This is a genomic window from Amycolatopsis sp. NPDC051106, from assembly GCF_040682775.1.
In the GTDB taxonomy this organism is placed as follows: Bacteria; Actinomycetota; Actinomycetes; order Mycobacteriales; family Pseudonocardiaceae; genus Amycolatopsis.
The window spans coordinates 40,201-62,809 of the sequence record NZ_JBFBBQ010000055.1; the positions used below are offsets into that span (position 1 = coordinate 40,201).

General features: G+C 72.4%; 13 protein-coding genes and 1 pseudogene. 6 read left to right on the forward strand and 8 right to left on the reverse strand.

Going from position 1 to position 22,609, the window contains the following annotated elements:
* Positions 1-9: 9 nt before the first annotated feature.
* On the reverse strand, positions 10-1,431 hold the full coding sequence (locus AB0M83_RS32570; protein ID WP_364522791.1) for a fumarylacetoacetate hydrolase family protein: 1,422 nt from the start codon (positions 1,429-1,431) through the stop codon (positions 10-12).
* Positions 1,432-1,548: 117 nt separating this feature from the next.
* Here AB0M83_RS32570 and AB0M83_RS32575 point away from each other — a divergent pair, with 117 nt between their 5' ends.
* On the forward strand, positions 1,549-3,753 hold the full coding sequence (locus AB0M83_RS32575) for a helix-turn-helix domain-containing protein (RefSeq protein ID WP_364522793.1): 2,205 nt from the start codon (positions 1,549-1,551) through the stop codon (positions 3,751-3,753).
* 416 nt (positions 3,754-4,169) lie between these two features.
* A complete protein-coding gene (locus tag AB0M83_RS32580) occupies positions 4,170-5,141 on the forward strand; it encodes a magnesium transporter CorA family protein (RefSeq protein ID WP_364522795.1) in 972 nt (323 codons plus the stop codon).
* Here AB0M83_RS32580 and AB0M83_RS32585 read toward each other — a convergent pair.
* On the reverse strand, positions 5,136-6,290 hold the full coding sequence (locus tag AB0M83_RS32585) for an FAD-dependent oxidoreductase (protein ID WP_364522797.1): 1,155 nt from the start codon (positions 6,288-6,290) through the stop codon (positions 5,136-5,138). The two genes, AB0M83_RS32580 and AB0M83_RS32585, sit on opposite strands and share 6 nt — an antisense overlap.
* A 330-nt stretch (positions 6,291-6,620) precedes the next feature.
* On the opposite strand from AB0M83_RS32585, the gene AB0M83_RS32590 reads away from it, so the two are divergent.
* Positions 6,621-11,168 carry a HAMP domain-containing protein gene (locus AB0M83_RS32590; RefSeq protein ID WP_364522799.1) on the forward strand — a complete coding sequence of 1,516 codons (4,548 nt, stop codon included), beginning with the start codon at positions 6,621-6,623 and terminating at the stop codon, positions 11,166-11,168.
* Complete coding sequence (locus AB0M83_RS32595; RefSeq protein ID WP_364522801.1) at positions 11,165-13,549, forward strand: SpoIIE family protein phosphatase; 2,385 nt, start codon at positions 11,165-11,167, stop codon at positions 13,547-13,549. The genes AB0M83_RS32590 and AB0M83_RS32595 overlap by 4 nt, the downstream gene beginning before the upstream one ends.
* A gap of 24 nt (positions 13,550-13,573) precedes the next feature.
* On the opposite strand, the gene AB0M83_RS32600 is transcribed toward AB0M83_RS32595, so the two are convergent.
* Positions 13,574-14,671, reverse strand: a complete 1,098-nt coding sequence (locus tag AB0M83_RS32600; protein WP_364522803.1) for an ionic transporter y4hA — start codon at positions 14,669-14,671, stop codon at positions 13,574-13,576.
* A gap of 51 nt (positions 14,672-14,722) precedes the next feature.
* A complete protein-coding gene (locus tag AB0M83_RS32605; protein ID WP_364522805.1) occupies positions 14,723-15,616 on the reverse strand; it encodes a LysR family transcriptional regulator in 894 nt (297 codons plus the stop codon).
* A gap of 70 nt (positions 15,617-15,686) precedes the next feature.
* On the opposite strand from AB0M83_RS32605, the gene AB0M83_RS32610 reads away from it, so the two are divergent.
* Entirely contained in the window at positions 15,687-17,420 is a 1,734-nt protein-coding gene (locus AB0M83_RS32610) for a pyruvate dehydrogenase (protein WP_364522807.1), read from the forward strand.
* A gap of 9 nt (positions 17,421-17,429) precedes the next feature.
* On the opposite strand, the gene mftB is transcribed toward AB0M83_RS32610, so the two are convergent.
* The 4 genes from mftB to AB0M83_RS32630 form a co-directional block, all read right to left on the reverse strand.
* Positions 17,430-17,708 carry a mycofactocin biosynthesis chaperone MftB gene (gene mftB / locus AB0M83_RS32615; protein ID WP_364522809.1) on the reverse strand — a complete coding sequence of 93 codons (279 nt, stop codon included), beginning with the start codon at positions 17,706-17,708 and terminating at the stop codon, positions 17,430-17,432.
* Between the two features lie 20 nt (positions 17,709-17,728).
* A complete protein-coding gene (locus AB0M83_RS32620; RefSeq protein WP_364522811.1) occupies positions 17,729-18,841 on the reverse strand; it encodes an NDMA-dependent alcohol dehydrogenase in 1,113 nt (370 codons plus the stop codon).
* Positions 18,842-19,066: 225 nt separating this feature from the next.
* The gene (locus AB0M83_RS32625; protein WP_364522813.1) at positions 19,067-20,671 is read right to left on the reverse strand and encodes a helix-turn-helix domain-containing protein; all 1,605 of its coding nucleotides are present in this window, start codon (positions 20,669-20,671) and stop codon (positions 19,067-19,069) included.
* Positions 20,672-20,773: 102 nt separating this feature from the next.
* Positions 20,774-21,601, reverse strand: coding sequence for an urea carboxylase-associated family protein (locus tag AB0M83_RS32630; RefSeq protein WP_364522815.1), 828 nt, complete (start codon positions 21,599-21,601; stop codon positions 20,774-20,776).
* A gap of 142 nt (positions 21,602-21,743) precedes the next feature.
* Between AB0M83_RS32630 and AB0M83_RS32635 the strand changes: the two are divergent.
* Positions 21,744-22,609, forward strand: a pseudogene (locus AB0M83_RS32635) (hypothetical protein); the annotation flags it as partial.

Sequence of the window (22,609 nt, forward strand, 5' to 3'; positions counted from 1 at the left end):
TCCTCCAGGTCAGTGGTGGTTCGCTAGCCAGGCGGCGTACTTGCCGTGCCAGTGCTCGTCCATCGGGTAGAGGCCTTCGACGCGCTCGCCGGCGGCGACCTGCTCGGCGATGAACGTCTCCTGCCGCTCCTGCTCGATCGCCGCGTCGGCGACCTCCTCGACGAGGTCGGGCGGGATCACGAGGACACCGTCGGAGTCGCCCACGATGACGTCGCCGGGACAGACGGCCGCACCACCGCAGGCGATCGCGACGTCGACGTCCCACGGCACGTGCCGGCGGCCGAGCACGGCCGGGTGGGGCCCGGCGTGGTAGGTGGGAATGTCCAAAGCGGACACGGCGGCGAGGTCGCGGACCCCGCCGTCGGTGACGATCCCGGCGGCGCCGCGCACCTGCGCCCGCAGCGCGAGGATGTCGCCGACGGTGCCGGTGCCGCGTTCCCCGCGGGCTTCCACGACGAGGACGTCGCCGGGGCCGAGGCCGTCGATCGCGCGTTTCTGCGCGTTGTAGCCGCCGCCGTGCTTCTCGAAGAGGTCCTCGCGGTAGGGCAGGTAGCGCAGGGTGCGGGCGCGGCCGGTCAGCCGGGTGCCCGGCCGCGTGGAGGTGAGCCCGTCGATCGACACGGCGTCGAGCCCGCGCTTGCGCAGCTGGGCGGACAGTGTCGCGGTGCCGACGGACTCGATCTTCTCCCGCAGTTCCGGGGTCAGCTCGAAGCGTGGCTTGATGGTGCCGTAAGCGTCTGCCTGTTCTTGTTCGTCGGCGCGGGGGAGCGCACCGTACGGCCCGAACGGGACGGTGCCCGCGGTGATCGGCGTGACCAGCCGTCCGGTGGTGCACCCGGCGGCGTCGACCTCGACCTCGACGACGTCGCCCGGGACGGCGACCGAAGCGCCGGCGGGCGTGCCGGTCAGGACGACGTCGCCGGGTTCGAGGGTGATCAGCTGGGAGAGGTCGGCGACCAGGCGGCCGAAGCCGAACAGCAGGTCGGAGGTGGTGCCTTCTTGGACCAGTTCGCCGTTGAGCCAGGTACGCAGCCGCAGGGCGCCGGGGTCGACGTCGGCGGCGGGCAGGACGGAGGGGCCGAGCGGCGTGAAGCCGTCACCGCCCTTCGACCGCAGGTTGCTGCCCTTGTCGGCGTAGCGCAGGTCGTAGACGCCGAAGTCGTTGGCGGCGGTGACGCCCCCGACGTAGGACCAGCCGTGTTCCGGAGTGACACGGCGAGCGGTGCGGCCGATGACCAGCGCGATCTCGCCTTCGAAGCCGAGCAGTTCGGTCCCGGCCGGCCGTTCGAGCGCGGTCCCGCTCGCGGCCACGGACGTCCCCGGCTTGAGGAAGTAGGACGGCTGCTCGGGGAGATGTCCCCGCTGGGCGGCGCGGGAGCGGTAGTTGAGGTGCAGCGCGATGATCTTGCCGGGCCGCGCGATGCTCGTCATATCGCAAATAATATACGATCTGCGGTACTAAGTAACCCCTCGTGAAGCCAGAGAGCGGCGCTTCTGGCGTTCGCGCACTCCCGCGTGTGATCCTCTTACGGGGGAGGAGAAGCGGGAATGGATTCATTCGGCGCTCGGCTGCGCCACCTCAGGCGGACCGCGGAGCTGACCCAGGAGGCGCTGGCCGAGAAGTCCGGGCTGAGCAGCCAGGCGATCGGCGCGCTCGAACGCGGTGACCGCCGCTACCCACACCGCGACACCCTCGACCGCCTCGCCGACGCCCTCGGCCTCGCCGGGGACGACCGCGCCGAGTTCGCCGCCGCGGCTGCCCGGCCGGGCAGCCCCGCGCGCACCGAGGCCGTCCCGCGGGAGCTGCCCGGCGGGATCGCCGTGTTCACCGGCCGGGACACCGAGCTGGACCGGCTCCTGGGACTGCTCGGCGAACCCCGTCAAGGCGTCGTGGTGGCGATCGCCGGGATGGCGGGTGTCGGCAAGACTGCGCTCGCCCTCGAGGCCGGTCACCGCCTGGCCCGGCGCTTCCCCGACGGTTCGCTGCACCTGGACCTGCGCGGGCACGCCGCCGATCCGCCGGATCCGCTCGACCTGCTCGACCGGCTCATCCGCGAACTCGGGGGCGAGCCGCCGACACCGCTGTCGCTCGACGCCGCGTCGGCCCGCTTCCGGACGCTGCTCGCCCCGAAACGGGTGCTGCTCCTGCTCGACAACGCCCGCGACGCCGCCCACGTCGCGCCGCTGCTGCCCGGCGCCGGCGGGTCGGCGGCGATCGTCACCAGCCGCGTCGCGCTGACGGACCTGCCGCAGGCGCACCAGGTGCTGCTCGACGTCCTGCCCGAGGCGGACGCCCTGCGCCTGCTCGCGGCCGAGATCGGGGCCGAGCGCGTCGCGGCCGAACCCGCCGCCGCCCGGAACGTGGCGCGCCTGTGCGGCTACCTGCCGCTCGCGCTGCACCTGGTCGGGGCGCGGCTGGCGACCCGGCCGCGCTGGCCCGTCGCCCACCTCGCGCACCGGCTCGAGGACGAGCGCCGCCGCCTCGACGAGACGGGCGTCCGGACCAGCTTCGCGCTCGCCATCGGGGCGCTGGACGATCCGACGGCACGTGCGTATCCGCTCCTGTCCCTGCTCGACGTCCCGGAGCTGTCGGTGCCCGTCGCGAGCCGGCTGCTCGACGCGCCCGAGCCGGAGACGGAGGCGTTGCTGGAACGGCTCACCGACGAGCACCTCCTGACCACGCCCGCCCCGGGCTGGTACCGGCTGCACGACCTGCTCCGGCTCTACGCGCGGGAGCAAGTGCCGGCCGGGGAGGGTGCGGCGGCGATCACTCGTGTCGTCGAGCTCTGCGCGGCGATGGCCTGGCAGAGCATGGCCCTCGTGTCGGCGGCTTCGCACCGCCACGACTGGGCGGCCGGCCGGTGGGCAGCCGCGGGACCGGCGTCCGCCGAGGAGGTGTTCGCCTGGCTCGACCGGCACCAGGCGCACCTCGTCACGGTCGTGCGGCAGGCCGCCGCCACGCCCGGGGTGCCGCGCGAGGCGATCGCCGCCGTCGGGCTCGGCCTGTACGAATACCACCGCGCGCGGGCGCGCTGGCGGGACGCCATCCAGGTCGACGAAGTGGCCCTGGAGCTGGTCGACGGCGTCGACCCGGTCGCGGCCGCGACGCTGCGCAACGACCTCGGGGTCGCCGAGGCCGAGCTCGCGCACGGCGGCGAAGCGGCCGGCTACCGCCGCTCGCACGCGTTCCTCCGCCGGAGCCTCGCGGACTGGGAGACGATCGGCGACGAGCGTCAGCTGGCCGGCACCCTCAACAACCTCTGCTTCGTGTACGGCCTCGGCGACGACGTCGACGCGGCCATCGGCTTCGGTGAGCGGAGCCTGACGCTCAACCGGTCGCTCGGGCTGCGGCACGTCGAGACGCTCACCCTGGTCAACCTGGCGGTGTTGTACGGGCGCCAAGGCGACCGCGCGCGTGAGCTGGCGTACGCGTCCGAAGCGGTGACGGTCGGCGAAGAAACCGGCGACGTGCGCGGGATGGCGTACGGCCGGATGCGGATCGGGATCGTGCACCGGGAACTGGGCCGGTTCGACGTCGCGGTCGAGGAGCTGAGCCGGAGCGCGGACCTCTGGCGCGCGGCCGGCGTCCGGCTGTACGAGGCGATGACGCTGGCCGAGCTGGGCCGCGCGCACCTGGGCCGCGAGGAGCGGGAGCGGGCGCGCGAGGTGCTCACGGACGCGCTGGAGCTGTTGCGGGAGTACGGCGGTGCGGAGCGCGTGGCCGAGGTGCGAGCGGAGCTGGACCGGTTGTGACCACGGCCGTCAGGTAGGGCCGTGCCCGGTGCGCGGGAACGCAGGTGATCTTGCCGCCGTGGGGGGCGCAGGCGAACGTGACGGTGTCGCGGACCCGCTCGACCAGGACGACGTGCGTCTGCTCGCCCGCCGCGGCGGCCGGCACCCCGGCAAGGGAGGACGCCGCCACGAGCACGGCGAGCAGGATTCTCCAGGCGGCTCTCACCGGTGCCCTTCTCATCGGGAGTGGCGGCACGGGTGATCCTCGCGGCGGCCGGTCGGGCGCGACAGCGACAACCTCTACGAAGGACCTCTACAAACGCGGACGTGCGGAGGCGGAACTCGCGTGATCCGGGACGGGACTCGCGTGATCGGAGGCGGAACTCGCGTGTCCGGGCGGGCGTGTGAAGGCTTTCACCGCCGGGCATCCTCCGGCCATGACGAAAACCCGCGCCTACCGCGACGGTGAGCTGCTCAAGGAAGACTTCCCGATGGCGGACGTCTCGGACTTCCTGGCCGAACCGGACACCGCCGTGTGGGTCGACCTCTGCGCACCGTCCGAAGGGGACCTCGCCGAACTCGCCGACGAGCTCGGCCTGCACCGGCTCGCCGTGGAGGACGCCGTCCAGGAGCACCAGCGGCCCAAGCTCGACCGCTACGACGGGCACGCCTTCCTCACCGTCTACGCGGTCCGGTTCGACGCCGCGGCCGAACGCACGGCGACCTTCGAGCTCGCCGTGTTCATCACGCCTCGCGCGCTGGTGACCGTCCGGAAGGACAACGGCTTCGACATCGAGGCGGTCACGCGCCGTTGGGACCAGGCACCCGACCTCGCGAAGTCCGGCGTGCCCTTCCTGGTGCACGGCCTCCTCGACTACGTGGTGGACGGGCACTTCGACGCCGTCCAGGCACTCGACGACGAGGTCGAGCAACTGGAGGACCTGGTGTTCGAAGACCGCCCGGACACCGGCGAACTGCAGCGGCGCTCGTTCCGGCTGCGCAAGAACCTGACCGCGCTGCGCCGGGTCGTGGGCCCCGTGCCCGACGTCCTCGGCTCGCTGATGCGGCGGGACCTGCGGCTGGCCGACGACACCACGCGCCCGTACTTCGAGGACGTCCACGACCACGCGCGGCAGGCCGCCGAGCACGCCGAGGCGCTGCGGGAACGCCTCACGACCGTCCGGGAGACCCAGCTGAACCTGCAGAGCGACCGGCTGAACCTGATCATGAAGAAGGTCACCGGGTGGGCGGCGGTGATCGCCGTGCCCACCGCGGTGACCGGGTTCTACGGGCAGAACGTCGCTTACCCGGGCAACGGCACGACGGCCGGGTTCTGGGTTTCGACGGCCGTGGTGCTGGTGCTCTCGGTCGGGCTGTACCTGCTGTTCAAGAAACGGGACTGGCTATGACTCCGGCGCCGGTTCGCCGCGCCGGATGAGCTCCCGGCCGCGCTCGTAGTCCTCGTCGGCCTCGTGGGTGAGGACGCCGACCGCCTTGCCGTCGCGTTCGTACCAGACCGTGAAGCCCCCGCCGTCGCGCGGCAGCGGACGGGTGCGGTCGAAGCCGTCACCCCACGCGGCGTACTTGAGCACCCGGTCGCCGATCACCGACCAGAACCCGGGCACCTCGTCCCACGTGGCGTCTTCGCCGGCCGCGGTCCGCCCGGCCACCTCGCCCATCGCGAGGCCTTCGCCCCAGTGCTCGACGGCCAGCGCGCGGCCCGCCGCCGGGTTGTGGGCGAACGCGACGTCGCCGGCCGCGAGCACGTTCGGCGCGCTCGTGCGGAGGTGCTCGTCGACGCGGATGCGGCCCCGGTCGATCGTCAGCCCGGCGGCTTCGGGCAGCCCGATCCGCGGCCGGACACCGGTGGCGAGCACCACCAGCCCCGCGTCGAGGATCGGCACCAGGTCGGTGCGGACCCGGTAGCCGTTCTCGACGGAGAGCAGCTTGGTGCCGCGAAGGACGCTCACGCCCTCGGATTTGAGCCAGTGCAGGAGGAATTCGCCCGCTTCCGGGCCGAGCCGCTTCTCCTGCGGGACGTCGTCCGGGCAGACGACCGTCACCTGGAGCCCGAGGCGGGACAGGGAGACCGCGGCCTCGCAGCCGATGAACCCGGCACCGGCGACGATCGCGCTGCGCACCCCGGACGCGGCCGAGCGCAGCTCGCGGGAGTCGGCGGCCGACCGCAGCGTCCGCACGTCCAGGTGGTCGGCGCCGGGGATGTCCGGCCGGACCGGCTCCGCGCCGGTGGCGAGCACGCACGTGGTGAACCGGTGCTCCGCCCCGGCGGCCGTGCGGACCAGGCCGTCGCCCAGCTCGGTGACCGGGTCGCCGAGCGTGACGGTGACGTCGTGATCCGCCAGGAAGTCCTTCTCCAGCAAGGGGAGATCGGACTCGCCGCGCAGGAACTCCTTCGACAGCGGTGGGCGTTCGTAGGGCGGGTCGGGGTCCGCGGTGAGCAGGCGGACCGGCCCCGCGCCGCCCGCTTCCCGGTAGGCGCGGGCCGCGGACACGCCCGCCGGCCCGCTGCCGACGACGACCAGGCTCTCGGCATCCATGCCCGGGGCATACCCGCTCGGCGCGCGCCGCACACCCCGGCACGTGCATTCCACAGTGGAGTGTCCACAATGGACGCAGCACGAAGGCCGGCGGCACGGACGTCGGACGGCGTTCAGCCGAACGGGTCAATGCGGCCGGATGGCCTGGGAGGAAAGGAAAGGCTGGGAGCACCGCCTGGGGAGCGCGCACGGACACGGGTGCGGCTGGTTGCTCAACCGATGCCCCCCAGCATAGTGCAGCTGCACTATGCTGAGCCATCCCGGTGGGCACACCGGGACGGCGCCCGGGGTGCCGGCAAGCGAAGGAACGGGTGGCGGATGGGTGGGGCAATGGTCGAGGGGACGCGCCCGGGTGCCAAAGGCGCAGTCGCAGGCGTGGGCGAGGCGGGGGAGCAGGAACTGCGCCGGCTGCTGGCCGGCCTGACCGCCGTGCGCGACGGCGACTTCGGCATCCGGCTGCCCGGCGGGGCCGACGGCCTGCTCGGCGAGATCGCCACCGTGTTCAACGGCATGGCCGACCAGCTGTCGCTGTTCACCTCCGAGGTCACCCGCGTCGCGCGGGAGGTCGGCAGCGAGGGGCAGCTGGGCGGGCAGGCGAAGGTCCCCGGCGTGTCCGGCACGTGGAAGGACCTCACCGACTCGGTGAACGCCATGGCCGGCAACCTCACCACCCAGGTCCGCGACATCGCGCAGGTGGCGACGGCGGTCGCGAAGGGCGACCTGTCGCAGAAGATCGACGTCGACGCGCGCGGCGAGATCCTGGAGCTGAAGGACACCGTCAACACGATGGTGGACCAGCTGTCGTCGTTCGCGGACGAGGTAACCCGGGTGGCACGGGAGGTCGGCAGCGAAGGCCGGCTCGGCGGCCAGGCCCAGGTACCCGGCGTCGGCGGCGTGTGGCGCGACCTCACCGACTCGGTGAACTTCATGGCCGGGAACCTGACCGACCAGGTCCGCAACGTCGCCCAGGTGACCACGGCGGTCGCGAAGGGCGACCTGTCGCAGAAGATCACTGTGGACGCCCGCGGGGAGATCCTGGAGCTGAAGAGCACGATCAACACGATGGTGGACCAGCTGTCGTCGTTCGCGGACGAGGTCACGAGAGTGGCCCGCGAAGTCGGTACCGAAGGGCGGCTGGGCGGGCAAGCCGACGTCAAGGGCGTCTCCGGCACCTGGCGCGACCTCACCGACTCGGTGAACTTCATGGCGGGCAACCTGACCGACCAGGTCCGCAACATCGCCCAGGTCGCCACGGCGGTCGCGAAGGGCGATCTGTCGCAGAAGATCAACGTGACCGCCCGCGGCGAGGTCCTGGAGCTCAAGGACACGCTGAACACGATGGTGGATCAGCTGTCCGCGTTCGCGGACGAGGTCACGAGAGTGGCCCGTGAGGTGGGCACCGAGGGCCGCCTCGGCGGTCAGGCCGACGTCAAGGGCGTCTCCGGGACGTGGAAGGACCTCACCGAGTCGGTCAACGTCATGGCCGACAACCTCACCGCGCAGGTCCGGTCGATCGCCCAGGTCACCACGGCCGTCGCGCGCGGCGACCTGTCGCAGAAGATCCGCGTCGACGCCCGCGGCGAGATCCTGGAGCTGAAGGACACCATCAACACGATGGTGGATCAGCTGTCCGCGTTCGCGGACGAGGTCACCCGGGTGGCGCGTGAGGTCGGCACCGAGGGCAACCTCGGCGGTCAGGCGACCGTCCGGGGCGTGTCCGGGACCTGGAAGAACCTCACCGACAACGTCAACGTGATGGCGTCCAACCTGACCGGCCAGGTGCGCTCGATCGCCCAGGTCGCCACGGCCGTCGCGCGCGGCGACCTGTCCGGAAAGATCACCGTCGAGGCCAAGGGCGAGGTCGCGGCGCTGGCCGACGTCATCAACACGATGGTGGACACGCTGTCGGCGTTCGCGGACGAGGTCACCCGCGTCGCGCGCGAGGTGGGTACCGAGGGCATGCTCGGCGGCCAGGCCCGCGTGCCGAACGTCGCCGGCACGTGGAAGGACCTCACCGACAACGTCAACTCGATGGCGAACAACCTCACCGGGCAGGTCCGCAACATCGCCCAGGTGACCACCGCGGTCGCACAGGGCGACCTGACCCGCAAGATCGACGTCGACGCGCGCGGCGAGATCCTCGAGCTCAAGACCACGATCAACACGATGGTCGACCAGCTCTCGGCGTTCGCCGCGGAGGTCACGCGCGTGGCGCGCGAGGTCGGCAGCGAAGGCCGCCTCGGCGGCCAGGCCGAGGTCGAGGGCGTGTCGGGCACCTGGAAGCGGCTCACCGAGAACGTCAACGAGCTGGCCGGGAACCTCACCCGGCAGGTCCGCGCGATCGCCGAGGTCACCAGCGCGGTGGCCGAGGGCGACCTGACCCGCTCGATCACCGTGGACGCCTCCGGCGAGGTCGCCGAGCTGAAGGACAACATCAACTCGATGGTGGAGTCGCTGCGCGAGACGACGCGGGCGAACCAGGAGCAGGACTGGCTCAAGTCGAACCTGGCCACGATCACCGGGCTGATGCAGGGCCGCCGCGACCTCGCCGTCGTCGCGGCCGCGGTGATGGACGAGCTCGTCCCGCTGGTCAACGCCCAGTACGGCGCGTTCTACCTGGCCGACGACACGACCGAGGTCCCCGAGCTCAGGCTCGTCGGCGCGTACGGGCACCCCGAAGGCGAGGGCCCGGTGACGCGGTTCCGGATCGGCCAGTCGCTGGTCGGGCAGGCCGCGCGCAGCCGGCGCCCGATCGCGGTCGACGACGTCCCGCCGGGCTACGCGACGATCTCTTCCGGGCTCGGCAGCACCGCGCCGGCCAGCCTGATCGTGCTGCCGATCGTCGTCGAGGACCAGGTCCTCGGCGTGCTCGAGCTGGCGTCGGTGCACGGCTTCACCGCGGTGCACCGGGCGTTCCTCGAGCTGCTGATGGAGCAGATCGGCGTCAACGTCAACAGCATCGTCGCCAACGCCCGCACCGACGAGCTGCTCGGCGAGTCGCAGCGGCTGACCGCCGAGCTGCAGACCCGGTCCGAGGAGCTGCAGGCGCGCCAGGAAGAGCTCCAGTCGTCCAACGCCGAGCTGGAGGAGAAGGCGGCGCTGCTCGTCACGCAGAACCGCGACATCGAGACGAAGAACCTCGAGATCGAGCAGGCGCGCCAGGAGCTGGAGGCGCGGGCCCAGCAGCTGACGATCGCGTCGAAGTACAAGTCGGAGTTCCTGGCCAACATGAGCCACGAGCTGCGCACTCCGCTCAACAGCCTGCTGATCCTCGCCCAGCTGCTCGCGCAGAACCCGACCCGCAACCTCACCGCGAAGCAGGTCGAGTACGCGGGCATCATCCACTCCGCGGGCTCGGACCTGCTGCAGCTGATCAACGACATCCTCGACCTGTCGAAGGTCGAGGCCGGGAAGATGGACGTCACCCCGGAGCAGGTGTCGCTGCGCGGCCTGCTGGACTACGTCGAAGCGACGTTCCGGCCGATGACCTCCCAGCGCAACCTCGACTTCCGGATCACCGTCGCCCCCGGCTCACCGGTGGAGCTGCTCACCGACGACTCCCGGCTGCGGCAGGTGCTGCGCAACCTGCTGTCCAACGCGGTCAAGTTCACCGAGGTCGGCGGGATCGAGCTGCACATCGAGCCCGTCGACCCGGAGACGTTGCCCCGGCCGCTGCGGGCACACGGGCCCGCCGTCGCGTTCCGGGTCACCGACACCGGCATCGGGATCGCCGAACACCAGCTGGAGTCGATCTTCGGCGCCTTCCAGCAGGCCGACGGCACCACCAGCCGCAAGTACGGCGGAACCGGGCTCGGCCTGTCGATCAGCCGCGAGATCGCCCAGCTGCTCGGCGGGTTCATCACCGCCGAGAGCACGCCCGGCGAGGGCAGCACGTTCACCTTCTCCCTGCCGGTCGCACGGCCGGACTTCGCGACGCTGCCCGCGGGCGAGCACCCCGGCACGGCCGTCGCGATCGGGGAAGCCGGCACCGCCGTCACGACGTCGGCGCCGCGTGCCCACCGGCGGCTGCTGGTCGTGGAGGAGCGCCAGCACGGGCTGCTGACGCTCGTCGCCGAGAGCGCCGCGGCGGACCTGGCCGACAGCCGGGACATGGGGATCTCACCGGCCGAGGTCGAAGTCGTGACGGCGGTCGGCACGCAGGAGGCCGCGGCCGCGCTCGCCACCGACGCCTACCACTGCGTCGTGCTGGACCTGGACCTGCCGGACCGCACGGCGTTCGGCTTCCTCGACGCGATGCAGGGCGACAGCGCGCTGCGGATGGTGCCGGTGCTCGCGCACAACAGCCGCCGGCTCGACAGCGAACTGGAGCAGCTGGTGCAGTCCCGCGCGGACGTGCCGTCGCTGGAGGTGCTGTCCGGCCTCGACGAGCTGCGCGAGCGGATCGCGCTGCACCTGTCGGCGGAGGAACCCGGGGCGGTGCTGCCGCTGGTCCGCCCGGACGAGCCCGCCGCGCCGGTGCGGGCGGCCGACCTCGACACGACCCTGGCCGGGCGCACGGTGCTGATCGTCGACGACGACCCGCGCAACGTCTTCGCGCTCACCGGAATCCTGGAACTGCACGGGATGCAGGTGCTGCACGCCGAGGACGGCCGCAAGGGCGTCGAGACCGTCGCCACGCACCCGGGCATCGACCTGATCCTGATGGACGTGATGATGCCGGAGATGGACGGCTACACCGCGACGGCGAAGATCCGCGCGATGCCCGAGCACGCCGGCATCCCGATCGTCGCGGTCACGGCCAAGGCGATGCCCGGCGACCGGGAGAAGAGCCTCGCGTCGGGCGCCACCGACTACGTGACCAAGCCGGTGGACGCGGACGATCTCATCGCCCGCATCAAGCGGCACGTGACGGCGTGATCGGCGAGGAGCGGCCGGCCATCGAGGAGCAGGTCGTCCCGGTGCCGGCGGCGCAGGTGTCGGCCAACCTTGCCCGGCTCGCCGACACCGTGGCCCGCCTGCGCGGCGAGGTCGACCACGCCCACGCCGTCGCCGACGGGCGCGCGCTGATCGAGCTGGCCAAGGGCGTCCTGATGGAGCGCCTGCACTGCACGCCCGCCGACGCCGCCCGGCAGCTGGAGACGCTGGCGGAGCGCGCGGGACTGACGCCGCTGGAGTTCGCCGCGGACGTCGTCGGCGAAGCGGCCGAGGACCGGATCACCGAGGTGACGCAGGAGTTCCTGGCACGCGCCGAGGGCGAGGACTCCGTCGCGGTGCGGCTGCGCACGGCCGAAAGCGGCGTGCTCGCGGCGGGGGACACCCAGCGCGTCGCGGAGTCCATCCTGGAGCACGCGCTGCGGCCGCTCGGCGCGACCGCGGTCGCGGTGTGGCTCGCCGGGCCCGACGGGTCGCTGACGCTCGCCGGGTCGGCCGGGTTCTCGGCCGAGGAGGCAGCTCGCTGGCGCTACGTCCCGCCCGGCGTCGCGACTCCGGCCCGCAACGCGCTGCTCGAGCGCGACACGGTCTGGTACCCGACCCTGACCGGCGGCGGGCTGCCCTCGATCGGGCAGCACACCCTCGCCGAGGGCGGCCGCGTCGCGGTGCCCACCGGCACCGGCGGCCGGATCATCGGCGTCGTCGAGATGTGCTGGCCGGATCCGCTGCCCGCCGAGCCCGGGCGCCTGCGCCGGCAGCTGGAGGCCCTGGCGGAGCTGTGCGCGCACACGCTCGACACCTGGGACGGCGTGGTCGCCCCGGTGGCCGCCGCCGGTTCGGGGGACTTCCTCGGCGAACTGGTGGACTTCGTCGACGGGCTGCACGACCCCGCCGTGCTGCTCTCGCCGTGCCTCGAGGGCGGCCGGCTGAGCGACTTCCGCATCCACCACGCCAACGTCCGGTTCGCCGACCCCGGCGGGCGGCCGCGCAGCCGGATCGTCGGCACGCGGCTGCTGGAGACGTACCCCCTCGCGGCCGAGGAAAGCGGTCTGCTGGACATGATCCAGCGGGTCTACGCCACCGGTGAGCCGTTCCGCGCCGAGAGCATGGCGGTCACCACCCTCGTCGACCAGGTGCCGCTGACCGTGCTCACCGACATCAGCGTGACGCGGTTCGCCGGCAACGTGCTGCTGATCCTGCGCATCCAGGACGACGCGGCCAAGCTCGCGGTGCTGCTGCAGCACGCCCAGCGGCTCGGCCGCATCGGCGGCTTCGAGGAGAACGTGGTGACCGGGGCGATCACCTGGAACACCGAGCTGTTCGCGTTGTACGGCCTGCCGCCGACCGCGACGCCGCTGTCGCTGAACGAACTGGCCAAGCACGCGCACTCCGACGACGCGCCGTCGATCGGCCGGTTCCTGCGGGCGGTGCTGCACCACAAGCGCCCGTCGTCGACGGCCTTCCGGCTGGAGCGCTCCGACGGCGTCGCCCGGCACATCCGGGTGGTCGCCGAGCCGGTCGTCGACGGCCGCGGTGAGCTCGTCGCGGTCCGCGGGGCCTACCAGGACGTCTCGGCGCAGCATTGGACCGAGGTGGCGCTGGCCGCCACGCGGGACAGGCTGGCCGAGACCGAGCAGGAGGCGATCGAACGCAACCGGCTCGCCCTGCAGCTGCAGCACGCGATCATGCCGCCCGCCAAGGGCCCGATCGACATGCCGGGCCTGCGGGCCGCGGTCCGCTACCGGCCGGCGGAGAAGGAGCACCTGGTCGGCGGCGACTGGTACGACGCGGTCGCGCTGCCGACCGGCGAGGTGCTGCTGTGCGTCGGCGACGTCGCCGGGCACGGCATCGACGCGGCAACCGGGATGGTGAGCCTGCGCAACGCCCTGCGTGGCCTGGCGGCGACCGGCGCCGGACCGGCGCAGCTGCTCACGTGGCTGAACCTGGTGGCCTACCACCTGACCGACCACGTCACGGCGACGGCGGTCGCGGCGGTCTACGACCCGGCGACCCGCAAGCTCCGCTGGGCACGGGCGGGGCACCTGCCCCCGATCGTCCGCCACCGCGACGGCGGCGCGAAGACGTTGCCGCTGCTGCGCGGTTCACTGCTGGGCGCGGTCCGCGACGTGGCGTACCAGGAGGAAGAGCTCCAGCTCGACGAGGGCGACATCCTGCTGATCTACACCGACGGCCTGGTCGAGCGCCGCGACCGGCCGGTCCAGGAGACGGTGTCGCGTCTGGTGAGCCTGGTGAAGGGCCACGACGGCGGGCTGGAAAACCAGCTGGACACGCTGCTGACCTACAGCACGGCCGACACCGACGACGACACCTGCGTGGTGGGGATCGAGGTCATGCGAGGAAGGTGAGCCGCACTTTCACGTGAAAGTGCGTCAGGGGTTGACGGCCAGGACGAGGAATCCGGCCAGCAGCACCAGGTGCACGCCGCCCTGCAGCCGGGTCGCGCGGCCGGGCACCACCGTCAGGACGCTCACCACGACGGTCAGCGCCAGCAGCACGATCTGCGTCGAGCCGAGGCCGAGCAGCAGTTCGCTCGGCAGCCAGATCGAGGCCAGCGCGATCGCCGGGATGGTCAGGCCGATGCTCGCGATCGCCGAACCGTAGGCGAGGTTGAGGCTGATCTGCATCCGGTCGCGCCGTGCCGCGCGCGTGGCCGCCAGCGTCTCGGGCAGCAGGACCAGCAACGCGATCACGACACCGACGAACGACTGCGGGAACCCGGCGGCGCGCACGCCCGCCTCGATCGCCGGCGACTCCACCTTCGCCAGCCCGACGACCGCGACCAGCGCCACCAGCAGGAGCGCGAGGCTGCCCAGCGCCGCCCCGTTCGACGGCGGTTCGGCGTGCTCGTCCTCCTTGACCTCGCCGTCGGCGGCCACCGGGAGGAAGAAGTCGCGGTGGCGCATCGTCTGCGTCAGCACGAAAGTCCCGTACAGCAGCAGGGACGCGACGGCGGCGAAGGCCAGCTGCGCCGGCGAAAACGCCGGGCCGGGGGTGCTGGAGGTGAACGTCGGCAGCACCAGGCTCAGCGTGGCCAGGGTCGCCACCGTGGCCAGCGCGGCGCCGCTGCCCTCGGAGTTGAACAGGGTGACGCCGTAGCGGCGCGCACCGACGAGCAGCGAGATGCCGACGATGCCGTTGGTCGTGATCATCACGGCGGCGAACACGGTGTCCCGCGCGAGCGACCCGGCCTCCGGGCCACCCGAGACCATCATCGTGACGATCAGCGCGACCTCGATGACGGTGACCGCGACCGCGAGCACGAGCGACCCGAACGGCTCGCCGACGCGGTGCGCGACGACCTCCGCGTGGTGCACCGCGGCGAGCACCGTCGCGCCGAGTGCGAGGGCGACGAGGGCCACGAAGACGGGGCCGAGGTCGCGGCCCCAGGCGAGCGCCAGCACGAGGATGCCGAGCACGGGGGTTACGGAGGTCCAGGACGTCAGGAAGGATCTCAGCGCGGCGACCATGTCACCACCCTGTCACACCGCCGGTCACTTTGCGTGGTCGTAAGGTGATTCTCACATCGTCCCAAGTGGACGGTCGAGGTCGGCGGCGAGGACGTGCCGCCGGAAGGTTTCGCTCAGCGGCGGGAGAGTCCGCCCGGCCGCCCAGGCGAGGCCGATGTCGCGGGCAGCGTCCACATCGGTCAGTGACAGGTGCGGTGCCGGGAAGGCGGCCGGGTGCGGCAGCGGCAGCACGGACACGCCGAGCCCGGCGGTGACGAGCCCGCGCAGCGTCTCCACCTCGTCGCCCTCGAAGCCGATCCGCGGCGTGAACCCGGCCTCGGCGCACAGGCGCTCGGTGGTTTCGCGCAGCGCGTAACCCGGCCGCAGCAGGATGAACGTCTCGTCCGCGACGTCGGCGAGGCGGACCCGCCGTCGCCCGGCGAGCCGGTGGTGCGGCGGGACCGCGAGCCGCAGCGGCTCGACGAGCAGGCGTTCCCAGTGCAGCTGCGGGTGTCCCGGGTCGCCGCTGGTGACGACGAGGTCCGCGGTGCCGTCGAGGAGTTCCGCCTCGAGCCCGGCCTCGCCGTGCTGCCGCAGTTCGAACCGGGCGCCGGGGTGCTCGCGCAGGAAGCCCCGCAGGATCGAGGGCACGAGCCAGGTGCCGAACGTGTGGAGGAAGGCCAGCGGGACGATCCCGGTGCCCGGCGCGACGATCTCGCCGACCTCGCGCAGGCCCTGGTCGAGCTGGTCGAGCACGACGTCGACGTGCCGCTTGAAGGCGTGCCCGGCCGGGGTCAGCCGCAGCACCCGCCCGGACCGGCGGAACAGCTCGGCCCCGGCGTCGTGCTCCAGCCGCCGCAGGGCGCGGGAGAGCGCCGGCTGGGTCAGGTGCGCGCCGGCCGCGGTCTCCGTGACGGTCGCGCCGCCGGCGACCTCGCGGAAGAGGCGCAGCGTCTGGACGTCCATGTCTCCAGTGTATGGATTTTCATCCAATCAGGCATTGGACGCATCGGTCGGCACGGGCCACGCTGGAGGTATGGCAACCGTGGCAGAACAGCTGGTCAGGACCCTGCGGGACGCGGGCGTCGAACGCATCTACGGCATCGTCGGCGACAGTCTCAACCCGATCGTCGACGCGGTCCGCCGCACCGACGGCATCGAGTGGGTGCACGTCCGGCACGAGGAGACCGCCGCCTTCGCCGCGGCGGCCGAAGCGCAGGTCACCGGCAAGCTCGCGGTGTGCGCGGGCAGCTGCGGGCCGGGCAACCTGCACCTGGTCAACGGCCTCTTCGACGCGCACCGCTCGGGCGCGCCGGTGCTCGCGATCGCGTCGCACATCCCCTCGAACCAGATCGGCACCGGCTTCTTCCAGGAGACGCACCCCGACCGGCTCTTCGCCGAGTGCAGCCACTTCAGCGAAGTCGTCGCCGACCCGGCGCAACTGCCGCGGCTCCTGCGGATCGCCACCCAGGCGGCCGTCGGCAAGGGCGGCGTCGCGGTGCTGACCATCCCGGGCGACCTCGCCGACCGCAAGGCCACCGGCCCGCTGACCGAGCGGCTCCCGCTCGTGACGCCGTCGCCCGCCGTGCCGCCCGCCGAAGTCGTCGAGGAGCTGGCCGGCCTGCTGAACTCGGGCGAAAAGGTGATGCTCTTCGCCGGCGCGGGCGTCCGCGGCGCGCACGAGGAGGTCATGGCGCTCGCGGACAAGCTCGGCGCGCCGGTCGGGCACTCGCTCGGCGGCAAGGAGTGGATCCAGTACGACAACCCGTTCGACGTCGGCATGAGCGGCCTGCTCGGCTACGGGGCCTGCTACGACGCGATGCACGAGGCCGACCGGATCCTGTTGCTGGGCACGGACTTCCCGTACGACAAGTTCCTCCCGCAGGCCCGCACGATCCAGATCGACCACGACGCTTCGCGCCTCGGCCGGCGGACGCCGCTGGAGCTGGCGGTGCACGGCGACGTCAAGGAAACGCTGCGGGCGCTGCTGCCGCTGCTGCGTCCCCGCACCGATCGCGCGTTCCTCGACCGGATGCTGCGCGAGCACGTGCGGAAGCTGGAGAAGGTCGTCGGCGCGTACACGACGAAGATCGAGCACTGCCGGCCGATCCACCCGGAGTACGTCGCTTCGGTGCTCGACGAGGTCGCGGCCGACGACTCCGTGTTCACCGTGGACACCGGCATGGGCAACGTGTGGGCCGCGCGCTACCTGACCCCGAACGGCCGCCGCCGGGTGCTCGGCTCGTTCCGGCACGGCAGCATGGCGAACGCGCTGCCGCACGCGATCGGCACGCAGCTCGCGCAGCCGGGCCGCCAGGTCGTATCGCTCTCGGGCGACGGCGGGCTCGCGATGCTGATGGGCGACCTCCTGACCCTGCCCGCCTACGACGTCCCCGTGAAGGTCGTGGTGTTCAACAACGCCACGCTCGGCATGGTGAAGCTGGAGATGCTCGTCGACGGCCTCCCGGACTTCGGCACCGACCACCCGCCGGTGAATTTCGCCGCCATCGCGTCCGCGTGCGGGATCTTCGCCGAGCGCGTCGAGGATCCGGCCGACGTCCGCGGCGCGCTGGAGAAGGCGTTCGCGCACCCGGGCCCGGCGGTCGTCGAGGTGGTGACCGACCCGAACGCGCTGTCGATCCCGCCGCGGATCACCGGCGAGATGGTGCGCGGGTTCGCGTTGGGTGCCACGAAGACCGTGCTCAACGGCGGCGTCGGCAAGATGGTCGACCTGGCGCGCGCCAACCTGCGCAACGCGCCGCGTCCCTGAAGGTGGCCTTCAGGGGCTCGTGGCTCCGGGGTCCGCGACGATGACGCCGGTGTCGGCCAGGGCCTCCAGGGCGGCGAGGATCCGCGCCCGGCGGGTGCCGCCCAGCTCCGCGGCGTCGAGTGCGTCGCGCAACGACGCGTGCATCACCAGTGCGCGGACGAACCGCACCAGCTCCGGGCAGGTGAGGTAGGACAGTTTCCCTTCGCCGGCGTGGTAGGCGAGCGCCCCGAACTGCTCGGGGCGCAACGCCACCAGCGGGTTCAGCCGGTACGCGCCGTCGAGGTCCATTGTGGACTGCGAAGGACCGGCTACGCGGAGTGGACGATGACGCCGCGGATGTTCTTGCCGTCGCGCAGGTCCTGGTAGCCCTCGTTGACCTGCTCGAGGGTGTACTTGCGGGTCACCAGCTCGTCGAGCTTGAGCTTGCCGGCGTCGTAGAGCCGCAGCAGCCGGACGATGTCGTACTGCGGGTTCGCCGAGCCGAACAGCGTGCCCTTGATCGTCTTCTCGAACAACGTCATCACGCCGCCGGAGACGTGCACGGTCAGCTTCTCGGGGTTGGCGAGCCCGGTGATGACCACCGTGCCGCCCTTGCCGACGACGTTGAACGCCTCGCTGACGACGTCCTCCTCGACCGTGCCGACGGTGATCAGCGCCTGGTCGGCCAGCTGGCCCCAGGTCAGTTCGTTGACCTTCTCGGCGGCTTCCGCCGCGGTCGCGAAGGCGTGGGTGGCGCCGAACTTGAGCGCGGCCTCCCGCTTGAACTCGACGGGGTCGACCGCGACGACGTACTTCGCGCCCGCGTGCGCGGCGCCCTGCACCGCGTTGATGCCGATGCCGCCGATGCCGTAGACGACGGTGGTGTCCCCGGCCCGGACGCCGCCCGCGTAGTTCGCGGTGGCCCACCCGGTCGGGACACCGCAGCCGACCAGCACGGCCGTCTCCAGTGGCAGCCAGTCGTCGACCTTGACGACCGAGTGCTGCGAAATGGTGGCGCGCTCGGAGAACGTGCCGAGCATGCACATGGCGCCGAAGTCCTGGCCGCCGCCGTGGAAGCGGAAGGTGCCGTCCGGCAGGTGGCCGTCGAGGATGGTGGCGCCCATGTCGCACAGGTTCTGGCGGCCGGTGGAGCAGTAGCGGCAGGTGCCGCAGTTGGGGATGAAGCTGCAGACGACGTGGTCGCCGGGCTGGACCTTGGTCACGCCCGGGCCGACGTCCTCGATGATCCCGGCACCCTCGTGACCGCCGATGATCGGGAAGCGCGGCACGAGGTCGTTGTCGATGAGGTGCAGGTCCGAGTGGCACAACCCGGCGGCGGTGTACTTGATGAGCACCTCGCCCGGGCCCGGGCCGTCGAGGTCCAGTTCCATGATCTCGAACGGCTTCCCGGCATCGAACAGTACGGCTGCCTTGGTCTTCACGGCCATCTCCTCCACGTGCGGCGGTGCACCCTTCGTGGCTCGATTGTGTGGAGGGGTGGCGTCGGTGGAGTGTCCAAATCCCGGACACCGCAGGTCCGGCCGGGTGAGCCGGGTCCGCGGCCGGCTGGGGGCGCGAATGACTCATTCGCGACGCTCGCACACCGAATACCCCGGCCGCCCGCTCGCAGAGCCGGCCAGCTCAGTGAGGCGAGGCGAGGCGATGCGTCAGCGGACCCGCAGGGCGCGCATCCGGTTGTAGAGCGTGGAGCGGCTGATGCCCAGCTGCTTCGCCGCTCGCACCTTGTTGCCGTCGCAGGCGCGCAGCGTCCGGACGATCACGTCGTACTCCGCCTGCTCCCAGCCGCTCAGTGCCGCTCCCGGGGCCGTGTCCGCGCAGCCCGGTGCGATGTCGGCCGCCGTCAGGTCGCCCGCCGAACGGCGGTCGGCCGCGCCCGCCAAGACCCCCTCCAGCTCGCGGAGGTTGCCCGGCCACTGTTGGGAACTCAGCAGCTCCAGGGCGCCCGGGGTCAAGCGGAGCGAGCCCGGCAGCAGGGCGCGGGCGATCGCCGGGATCTCGTCGCGGCGCTCGCGCAGCGGCGGCAGCTCGATCCGCCGGTGCATGCGCGCCGCCAGGGTCGCCTGCTCGCCACGCAGCTCTGGCAAAGGTCCGCTGAGCAGTGCGAACCACGCCGTCGTCGTGTCCAGGAGGCGGGCCAGGCGGACCGCCGCCAGCGGGGGCAGCAACTGGACGCCGTCGATCACCAGCAGGCCGGGCGCCGAAGCGGCGGCTTCGACCCGGGCGCACCATTCGGCCGCGCCGGTGACGACGTCGGACGCGTCGAACTCGTGCACCGGCTCGTCCCCGGCGACGACCCGCGCCGCCGTGCTGCGGCCGGCTCCCGGCTCGCCGGAGATCAGCACGCGCCGCCGGGCGCGCCCCGCGCTGCGGAGCCGCTCGTCGACCTGGGCGGGGAAGAGGCCTCGCGAGCTCCGCGGCCGCGACACGACCGGGCTCGACGTCCGCACCGGCGCCAGCTCGAACAGCAGGCCCGCGCTCGCCGACACCGCTTCGACGCGCACCTCGACCGGTGTCCCCGACGTCAGCCGGAGCCGGCCGAGGCCGCGCTGCGTCCGGCCCAGCTCGCGCAGCAGCCGGTGGTCCGCGGTGTCGACCAGCTCGGTCGCCGCGGTGTTCGCGAGCACGACGTCCTGGCCGAGCGCCAGCACCGCGCACGCCCGGTGCTGCACCGACTGGAACGCGGCCAGCAGCTGCTGCTCGGCGAGCTTCGCGCCGTCGAGCAGCCGCCGTTCGAGGTCGGCGACCGCGCGCCGCAGGAACGGCCCGAGCAGCGGGTTCGCGTCGCCGGCGGGGCCGGTGATGTCGAGGACGCCGGCCAGCCGCCGGGTCGTCGGGTGGACGACAGGGTGGCCGTAGCAGGTGAACTGCTTCATGGCTTCGAGGAAGTGCTCGTCGCCGTCGACGGAGACCCCGCGGCGGGTCTCGAACGGCGTCGCGAGGGAGTTCGTCCCGGTCCGCTCCTCCAGGAACTGGCAGCCCGGGACCGCGCTGATGTTCTCCAGGGCCAGCTCGACCGACCGCTCCGAGAACCGGCGGGCCACGATGCGGCACTCGTCGTCGGCGAGCACGACGCAGAACCGCGTGCCGGCCAGCTGCCGGGCCAGTTCGTCGAGCACCGGCGAGGCGGCACGCAGCAGCCGGCTGCGGCTGTCGACGTCGGTGACGTTCAGCCGCTCGACGGACGAGGCCGGCGAGAGCCCGGAAAGCTCCGCCCGCCGCCACGACTGCGCGATCTCGGTCCGCAGGTCCACTCGCACTCCTCGCCGAGCCGATCGGTGTCCCCGGCCGTCCATCATCACACGGACCGGGCGCGGGGGAGAACCTTCGCCTCGATTCCCGTTGCGGCACAACGGTTACGCCGGACCGCCCCACTCCGGAAGCCGGACGCCGTGCAGGCCCCGGTAGGCCGCGCGCTCCGGCTCGCGCCAGTGTTCCAGCAGGTCGGGGCGCGGTTTGAAGACTTCGACGCCGATGGGGTGGCAGACGTCGATCGGGTCGCGCGCGCCCGGTCCCCAGAGCGGGACGGAGAGGTCGCCGCCCGGGCAGGTGGACAGCGCGCACAGCAGGTCCACCTCGGCGAAGAACTCGAAGTGGTCGCCCGGACGGGCCGGGCAGGCCTTCATGAAGTACCGGTCGTCGTCGAGACCGGTGCACTGGAAGACGTTCAGGACGTCGTGCACGTCGAACTCCGTCAGCCCGAACGGCGCGACCGCCCGGACGAGGTTCGAGTGGCAGTGGAAGTCGAAGTCCTCGCCGGTGAGCAGCCGGTTGACGTACGGGTCGCAGCGGGTGCCGAGCAGGTCGTGCACTCGGCCGCCGTCCGCGTCCACGCCGTGGTCCTCGAGGGTGTCGGCGGTGATCGTCGCGAGCGGGCGGAGGAAGGGGAGCGTCGACCAGAGCCGGTCGAAGGTGCTGACGTGGGCGCGCTGCAGCTGCCGGGTGCGGGCGGCCCAGAAGCGTTCGCGGGGGTCTTCGGCGTTCCACAGGTTGAGGTCGCCGACCTGCGGACCCTCGACGGTCGTCAAGCGGCAGAGGTGGCCGCGCGGGATCCGCCAGGCGCGGCCGGAGCGGATCGGGATCTGGAAGGCGTCGACGAGTTCGCGGTCTTCGTCCTCGGCGAGCCGTCGGTAGAACGGCCGGTCGACGTCGAGCGCGCGGCCTTGGTAGGCGGGTCGGGGCATCGGGTCTCCCTCGTGCTGGTGGTGGCTCCAGCATGCCCTCGGCTACGCACAGTGGCGTTCGACCACTCGTTCGGCTGCTGGGTGGCGGCCCGTCCGGCTCCTACCGTCGAGGGGGCTCTACTCGTGGGAGGAGTGACCGGCGGTGCTCGTGGCTTTCCAGCGCACCGGCGAGGAGCGGCGCCTGCCCGCGGCGGCGGCGCACCTCGTGGGGTTGCTGCGTTCCTGGGGTCCGGGACCGGACCACCTGACGGGCCTGGCCCTGACCGGCATCACGGTCCCGAGCCGGCTCGGCCCCCGTTTCGTGGACGCGCTGGTGTTCACCCGGTCAGGGGTGGTGGTGATCGCGGCTCACTCACCGGGCGTTTCACCGGGCTCGGCCGAGCGGGCGGGCGCGGGAGTGGCGGCGGCGAAGGGAGCGTTGGCCGCACACGACGGCGGGCGGTACGTGACGGGGCTGGTCGCGGTGGTTCCGCGCCCGGCGGTGCCGGATGCGCCCGAACCAGTGGTGGAGCGGCCGGATCGACTGGCCGAGCCGGTGAGTCCCGGCTCGGCAGCAGGTCGTCCCGGGCTCGAGACGATCACGGTACCGGCGCCGCGCGAACCGATGGCGGAGTCACGCTCCCCGGCGGGCGATTCCGCTTGGCATGAGCCGGATCCGGTGTGGCGTGAGCCGGACCCGGGCGAACTCGAGCCGGGATCTGCCTGGCGGGTGCCGGATCAGGGCGATCGCGCGCCAGAACAGACGTGGCGTGAGCCGGATCAGGGCGAGTCGGGCTCGGCTTGGCGTGAGCAGGATCAACCCTGGGATGAGCGGGACAAGGGTGGGGCGAAGCCGAGCCAAACCTGGGGCAGTCCTGACCACGGCGACCCCGAGTCGGGCTCGGCTTGGCGCGAGCACAGCCAATCGTGGGGTGAGCGGGACAAGGGTGGGGCGAAGCCGAGCCAAACCTGGGGCAGTCCTGACCACGGCGACCCCGAGTCGGGCTCGGCTTGGCGCGAGCACAGCCA

What these genes read in the sequence shown, in the direction of transcription:
- AB0M83_RS32570 (WP_364522791.1), bottom strand. Translation starts at nt 1,431, where the DNA reads ATGACGAGCATCGCGCGGCCCGGCAAGATCATCGCGCTGCACCTCAAC.
- AB0M83_RS32575 (WP_364522793.1), top strand. Translation starts at nt 1,549, where the DNA reads ATGGATTCATTCGGCGCTCGGCTGCGCCACCTCAGGCGGACCGCGGAG.
- AB0M83_RS32580 (WP_364522795.1), top strand. Translation starts at nt 4,170, where the DNA reads ATGACGAAAACCCGCGCCTACCGCGACGGTGAGCTGCTCAAGGAAGAC.
- AB0M83_RS32585 (WP_364522797.1), bottom strand. Translation starts at nt 6,290, where the DNA reads ATGGATGCCGAGAGCCTGGTCGTCGTCGGCAGCGGGCCGGCGGGCGTG.
- AB0M83_RS32590 (WP_364522799.1), top strand. Translation starts at nt 6,621, where the DNA reads ATGGTCGAGGGGACGCGCCCGGGTGCCAAAGGCGCAGTCGCAGGCGTG.
- AB0M83_RS32600 (WP_364522803.1), bottom strand. Translation starts at nt 14,671, where the DNA reads ATGGTCGCCGCGCTGAGATCCTTCCTGACGTCCTGGACCTCCGTAACC.
- AB0M83_RS32605 (WP_364522805.1), bottom strand. Translation starts at nt 15,616, where the DNA reads ATGGACGTCCAGACGCTGCGCCTCTTCCGCGAGGTCGCCGGCGGCGCG.
- AB0M83_RS32610 (WP_364522807.1), top strand. Translation starts at nt 15,687, where the DNA reads ATGGCAACCGTGGCAGAACAGCTGGTCAGGACCCTGCGGGACGCGGGC.
- mftB (WP_364522809.1), bottom strand. Translation starts at nt 17,708, where the DNA reads ATGGACCTCGACGGCGCGTACCGGCTGAACCCGCTGGTGGCGTTGCGC.
- AB0M83_RS32630 (WP_364522815.1), bottom strand. Translation starts at nt 21,601, where the DNA reads ATGCCCCGACCCGCCTACCAAGGCCGCGCGCTCGACGTCGACCGGCCG.